Annotated in this window: 10 protein-coding genes; 3 read left to right on the plus strand and 7 right to left on the minus strand. The window is 32.5% G+C overall.

The window, feature by feature from the left end:
- Positions 1 to 263 precede the first annotated feature (263 nt).
- The gene (locus tag K0R77_RS09580) at positions 264 to 857 is read left to right on the plus strand and encodes a Crp/Fnr family transcriptional regulator (protein WP_300351689.1); all 594 of its coding nucleotides are present in this window, start codon (positions 264 to 266) and stop codon (positions 855 to 857) included.
- A 38-nt stretch (positions 858 to 895) separates the two neighbouring features.
- Here K0R77_RS09580 and K0R77_RS09585 read toward each other — a convergent pair whose 3' ends face one another.
- Positions 896 to 1,639: an SDR family oxidoreductase gene (locus K0R77_RS09585; protein ID WP_300351692.1), complete on the minus strand. Its 744-nt coding sequence runs from the start codon at positions 1,637 to 1,639 to the stop codon at positions 896 to 898.
- Positions 1,640 to 1,688: 49 nt separating this feature from the next.
- Complete coding sequence (locus K0R77_RS09590; protein ID WP_300351695.1) at positions 1,689 to 2,303, minus strand: Crp/Fnr family transcriptional regulator; 615 nt, start codon at positions 2,301 to 2,303, stop codon at positions 1,689 to 1,691.
- 359 nt (positions 2,304 to 2,662) lie between these two features.
- On the opposite strand from K0R77_RS09590, the gene K0R77_RS09595 reads away from it, so the two are divergent.
- Positions 2,663 to 3,169, plus strand: coding sequence for a pyridoxamine 5'-phosphate oxidase family protein (locus K0R77_RS09595; RefSeq protein WP_300351697.1), 507 nt, complete (start codon positions 2,663 to 2,665; stop codon positions 3,167 to 3,169).
- Between the two features lie 27 nt (positions 3,170 to 3,196).
- A complete protein-coding gene (locus K0R77_RS09600) occupies positions 3,197 to 3,550 on the plus strand; it encodes a hypothetical protein (RefSeq protein ID WP_300351700.1) in 354 nt (117 codons plus the stop codon).
- Positions 3,551 to 3,598: 48 nt separating this feature from the next.
- Here K0R77_RS09600 and K0R77_RS09605 read toward each other — a convergent pair whose 3' ends face one another.
- Genes K0R77_RS09605 through K0R77_RS09625 form a run of 5 tightly spaced genes read right to left on the minus strand, consistent with a single transcriptional unit; the run spans position 3,599 to position 5,855 of the window.
- Positions 3,599 to 4,192: a Crp/Fnr family transcriptional regulator gene (locus K0R77_RS09605; protein WP_300351703.1), complete on the minus strand. Its 594-nt coding sequence runs from the start codon at positions 4,190 to 4,192 to the stop codon at positions 3,599 to 3,601.
- The gene (gene ytxJ, locus K0R77_RS09610; RefSeq protein ID WP_300351706.1) at positions 4,189 to 4,572 is read right to left on the minus strand and encodes a bacillithiol system redox-active protein YtxJ; all 384 of its coding nucleotides are present in this window, start codon (positions 4,570 to 4,572) and stop codon (positions 4,189 to 4,191) included. The genes K0R77_RS09605 and ytxJ overlap by 4 nt, the downstream gene beginning before the upstream one ends.
- Positions 4,569 to 5,030 carry a DUF1569 domain-containing protein gene (locus tag K0R77_RS09615; protein ID WP_300351709.1) on the minus strand — a complete coding sequence of 154 codons (462 nt, stop codon included), beginning with the start codon at positions 5,028 to 5,030 and terminating at the stop codon, positions 4,569 to 4,571. Before K0R77_RS09615 ends, ytxJ begins: the two co-directional genes overlap by 4 nt.
- On the minus strand, positions 5,024 to 5,560 hold the full coding sequence (locus tag K0R77_RS09620; RefSeq protein ID WP_300351711.1) for a YfiT family bacillithiol transferase: 537 nt from the start codon (positions 5,558 to 5,560) through the stop codon (positions 5,024 to 5,026). Before K0R77_RS09620 ends, K0R77_RS09615 begins: the two co-directional genes overlap by 7 nt.
- Positions 5,547 to 5,855, minus strand: a complete 309-nt coding sequence (locus tag K0R77_RS09625; RefSeq protein WP_300351713.1) for a hypothetical protein — start codon at positions 5,853 to 5,855, stop codon at positions 5,547 to 5,549. The genes K0R77_RS09620 and K0R77_RS09625 overlap by 14 nt, the downstream gene beginning before the upstream one ends.
- Positions 5,856 to 6,000: the final 145 nt, after the last annotated feature.

Raw genomic sequence — 6,000 nt, forward strand, 5'->3', positions numbered from 1 at the left:
AATTCGAGGTTTTTAGAATGATTTTTTTTTTGGTCTGTATTGATTAACATCAAATATATTAGATTTTATCACTGACTTTTTATGATCGAAATCACGATAGAATAAATTTATCATTGCTTTATATTCTTAAATAATGTGGTATCTGTGTGGTATCATATTAATTCACCATTAATAAAAATTCCGTTTTCTTTACACCTTATTAAAACAGACCCTTTTTAAAGCAGTTTTTTGGCATTTAATGACATTTTATTTAAATATTATTTATGATTATTGAAGATCTCCTACTTTCATACGGTGCAGATTATAAAGACTATGATACCAATGATATAATATTTGCTGAAGGAGACAAGCCATCTTATTATTTTCAGATTTTAAAAGGAAAAATTAAAATAAACAATTACAATGATCAAGGGAAAGAGTTTATTCAGGGTATTGTTTCTACAGGCGGAAGTCCCGTTGTCAGTGTACTTTTTACTGAAAGATCTTATCCTGTAAATGCAATTGCCTTTGAAGATTGCAGATTGCTAAGGTTGCCAAAACAACATTTTTTTGATTTACTGAAGGAAAAACCTGATCTGTACGAAAAAATCTTAAGCTGTATTTCAGAAAACATGTATTATAAATATATTATGATGCAGACTATGTCTTTTCAAAACCCTGAAAATAAGCTCAAAACATTGATGAATTATCTTAAAGGTCATTATGAAAATAAGTCTCAATATTCATATCAAATACCTTTTACGAGGCAGCAATTGGCTTCGCTTACAGGGTTGAGCGTTGAAACTGTTATTCGGGTAACAAAAAGTATGGAGAAAAATGAAGTTCTTAAAATAAAAAACAGGAAAATATTTTATTGAAAATAATTTCCTGTCTTTTTAAAATATAATTAAAAATTTTATCCGTTTACAATGATACCTCCGTTCGGATGAAAAACCTGTCCGGTAATCTGTGCAGCCTGTTCTGATGCAAGAAAAAGATAGCTTGGTGCAACTTCTTCTTCTGTAGCATTACGTTCAAATGGTGGTTTTGATGTGTCTTCTTCCTCCTCCCCAAAAGTTTCTTCGGTAAGAGGTGTTGCAACCGGTCCTGGTGCGACTGCATTCACGCGGATTCCTTTGGATTTTGCCTGTAATGCGAGAGATCTCGTAAATGATACAATTGCGCCTTTGGTTGCTGAATAATCCAGTAATTCCGCATGTCCTTGATAAGCCGTAGCAGAGGTTGTATTGATTACAGAGCTTCCTTCTTTTAAATATGGAAAAGCAGCTTTCGTAAGCAGAATCATTCCAATAATATTAGAATTGAACGTTTCCCGGATGTTTTTTTCTTCGAGATCTTCAATTTTTTTTGAGGGAAATTGTGTTCCTGCATTATTGATGAGGATGTCTAATTTCCCAAATTCTGCAACTGTTTTATCTACAGATTCTTTGCAAAATTCAGAATCATTCACGTCTCCCTGTAAAATAATAGACTTTCTTCCCATAGAGATAATCTCCTTCATTACTTTTGCAGCCCCTTCTTCATCGCTGTGATAAACGATTGCGATGTCGGCTCCTTCTTTAGCAAAAAGCAATGCTACTGCCTTACCTATTCCACTGTCTGCTCCTGTAATGAGTACCGATTTGTTTTGTAATTGCATTGGTTTTTGGTTTAAATTATAAGTTTTATTGATTTAAAAGATTTCTGGATTAGTAGAAAATCTTTCTGTTGTCAATTTTTACTGTGTTTTCTTTTTCCATTTTTTTTATGGTTCTGATTACCGTCTCTACACGAAGTCCCGTAAGATTTGCAATCTGTTGTCTGGTAAGCTGTACCTGAAACGACTTTGGAATATCGTCACTATGAAAGCTCTTCAGATACTCCAGTAAACCTGTAAGTCTGATAACAGGATCGTTGGAAGCCAAATTCTGCATCATCAGAAATTGATAATGCATTCTTTGAGACATGCATGAATTGATCTGAACAGAAACTTCCGGATGTTTTTCAAGCATATTTAAAAAATTTGACTTTGATAATCTGATGATCCTGCAGCCTGTAATTGCTTCAGCATTAATCGGATATCTCTTATCAATAAACAACATTGAGTCGCCGAAACTCTGACCTTCACCCAGAATATTATGAATGAATTCCCGACCTTCTTTGTCTTGATTGTTCTCCTTCACTTTTCCTTCCACAATCTGATAGTAATACATAGGAATTTCTCCCTGTTCAAAAATTCTGTCACCTTCTTTATAAGGCTTTATTTCACCTCCAAAAGATTTTAAGAGATCTTCATCTAACTTGGTACAGCTAATAGTTTTCATATCATTAGAGATTAATTTTTTTGATTTGTTTTTCACATATTTTATGCCAAATTAATTTATACAAAGAGGATTTATTATTTTTAGCTTTATATTATTGTTTTATTTCTTCTCCAACTCTGAAAAGTAATTTGATGTCACTAATTTAATGATATTTTTTTTGTGATCTCAATCATATTTGAATGTTATTTTTAAATATTTTCAAATAATATAGGGTGTTTTTTGAAAATTTAAACAAATTTAAAGATTTTTGAATTTTTGGTTAGATTTTTGAAGTTGAAAATCAGAATCGATAAGATTCCACAAAACAGAGAAATTACACCTTCTCTTTTTTTATTAAATCACACTTAAATATTAATATTATGTCAAAAGAAAACCTTACAAACACAGAGGCAATTAAAAAAATTAAAGAACTTTCAGAAAAAGCGAAGTTTTGTATGTTTGCAACCGATCTTGAAAGCCTTCCCATTACTTCAAGACCTATGGGGCTTCAGGAAACTGACGATTCAGGAAATCTGTGGTTCATCAGCAGCGATGCGAGTAATAAAAATTTCGAAATCAAAGAAGATAAGAGAGTTCAGTTATTTTTCATGAATAACAGCGATTCGGAATACCTTTCCGTGTACGGAGAAGCAACAATTTATAAAGATAGATCTACGATCGAGGAAAAATGGTCTGCAATGGCAAATGCATGGTTTGACGGTAAAGATGATCCCAATGTATCCATCATTCGTGTAGAGCCTAAAGAAAGCTATTATTGGGACACAAAAGCAGGGAAATTGGTCAGTATGCTAAGCTTTGTCGCAGCAGCAGTTTCGGGAAGTAAAACCGATAATTCTGACGGCGTTGAAGGAAACGCAACTATCTAAGCAATCATTAAAAAAACCTGATTAATCATGATTTTCGAAGATAAACCGCATACCATTTTGCAAGAGAAAAGCAGTATGCCACAGGAAAACTTTAAGTTCATTACCAATATCATTGCTTTTAATGGAGATAAGTCTTTTATTTTAAGTTCTTTACAAAGAATTAAAAATAGTACATTATGCAAAATTAAGAGGAAAACGATCGATAAATTTATCAAAGAATATGCTACGATTCATTTTGACGGATATGTTGAAAATGACAGTTATATCCTTCATTCTGAAGAATACCAGATGACTCCTGCGTATGCAAAACAATCTTACGAAAAAGTTTTGAAAGAACAGGAATACCTTAACAGGCTGATCACAACACTGAATATTGATTAATATTCGGTGTTGTGCTTTTTAAATCTTTACTAAAAAATTATAGCAGAATTATTTATCTGTAATGAAATTTTTTCTTGCCAATTCTTTCCTCACCCGACTCAAACTTTCCGGTGTGATTCCAAGATATGAGGCAACCATCCATTGAGGCACTCGCAGCAGCAAGTCAGGATACATTTTTATGAATTTTAAATATCTTTCCTCGGCTGTTTCACCTAATAAAGAATTGATTCTGTCTTGTAAACTTTTGACGTGTTTCTGAAGAACCAAATTATTTTTCTCGATACTGTTGGGAAATTCTTTCAAGAGATTATTGAAAAAATCACGTTGAAGAATCGAAACTTCTGAATCTTCTATAGCTTCAATATAGTAGTTTGATTTTTCATTAAAATACAAACTGCTTCTGTCACCGATCAGCCAGTTTTCCGGTGCAAACTGAATAATGTGCTCTTTACCGTTTTTATCAATAGAGAACATTCTCAAAAGTCCTTTTTCAACGAAAAAGGTGTTGCGGCAGACATCTCCCTCCTGTAAAAGAAGTTCTCCTTTGGTCACCTTTTTTATTTCGTATTGCACACTGCAAAGACTCAATCTTTCCTCCGGAACTTCGAGTACTTTTGCTAAATAAGTGGTCATATTGCTCATGAGATAATCTGGCTTAAGGTGATATCCTGATGGGAAGCGTTATTAATGGCTTTACCGTTCTCGATTACAATCAATTGCGGGCTTTCATGTCTGATTGCAAAATCTTCAGCAATTTTGTTGGAAAGACTTCTGTAAGCCAAAAGATCAAGAAAGTAGAATGCCGCTCCCCGTTCTTCTGCTTCTTCAATTTCTCTTTCAAAATTTCTCAAAACCGTTTTACTTATAAAGCAACTTGTAGAATGTTTGAAGATGGCAATTTTTCCTTCAAAAGACTTTTTAATTGCCTGTTCCAGATCTTGCTCAGATTTTATGGTATTCCAAAAAGATTTTGATTGGTTTTCTTCTGGTTTTCCGCCAAATATTTTATCAAAAAAACTCATACATTAAATTGTTTCAGGTGATGATTGAGATGTTTGTATTCTAAAAATCCCCAATCTTTTTCTTTCATAGCTCCGAAAAGCGCATGATCTTGTGCCAAATTCCCCTTTTTGTAGGCTTCCCAATACTCGTTGAGAGTCTTTACAAGGCAAAGTTTTGATTCTTCAAAATCACATTCAAAATTAACGATTACTTTTTGAAAACTCGGCATATTGTGCGGAATTCCGTTATTGAAAATCTGGATCTCTTTTTTAGTGAAAATCCCTACCGCTCTAAAAAGAAAATTAATCTTAGGAAGTTCTATCTTTTTTAATGCAATTTGAAGAATAAGATCACAGTGACAAAGCATTTGGGCGACATTCATTTTCCCCCATTTTCTTTTAGAATGTTCTGAAAGATGAGAAATTCTTTCAATGATTTCATCGAAATCTTTTTTATTGTGAAGACTTTTTTTTACCAACCTTTTTCTTTCTTTAAATTTTCAATATGAGCAAAATGATGATTGCAATGCCAAGAGTAAAGTGCTAAATAATATCTTAAATTATAATCATCATCTTTTTCAGGATGGCGAAAAGTTCTTTCAAACTGTTTGTTGGTCAAAGTTTTCAGTAAAAAATACCATCTCTGATGAATTCCTTTGATCATTCTCATTGCCGGTTTTATAGGAATATTGATACTGTCCTGAAGTTCTGCCCATTTTGCTTCGGCGTAAGGTTTTATAGTCGGATTATCCTCAGTTAAAGCCAATTTAAAACGGATAAAACTGTTTGCATGGCTGTCTGCCAAATGATTGACAAGTTGCCTTACCGTCCAACCTCCGTTTCTGTAAGGTGTATCGAGCTGTTCGTCAGAAAGATCTTCAATTAATTTTTTTAATTTTTCAGGAAAGTTTTTGATGACTTTGATATGACTTTCCAGTTCGATGTCGCAACTTGTATTGCCTTCCTGAAAATCCCCGATGGGAAATTTTTTAATATCAATATGATCCATTATTTTTTATAATTGTTAAAAGGTTTGATAAAATTACGGCATTTTCATCTTTTAAATAGTACAGCATTTTATTGTGATATTTGTCCTGATTAGAATAGATTACATAATGATGTTTGTATTTCTTGATTTCAAGATCTTTAAATAATAATTCTTTATTGTTAAATTTTATTTTGTCAGCCAAAAACTGAACTCCACACAATTCAAAATTCTCTCCATGATTGAATTTGTCTAAATAACTTTGTGAAAGATCATCAAGATAATTGTCCCACAATTTATCAATAATATCACAGAACAACTGATGCTTTTCCTGTAATTTTCTACCGTAAAAAAGTTTAAAATTAATTGTAAATCGTCATCAAAAAGTGGACATTAGATATTAAAGATTTAAGGAGTGTTTTCATAAAAAGAGTAATTTTAATTATGGCAACACCAAAAAAGAA

This window comes from Chryseobacterium sp., assembly GCF_029240215.1.
Classification (GTDB): Bacteria; Bacteroidota; Bacteroidia; order Flavobacteriales; family Weeksellaceae; genus Chryseobacterium.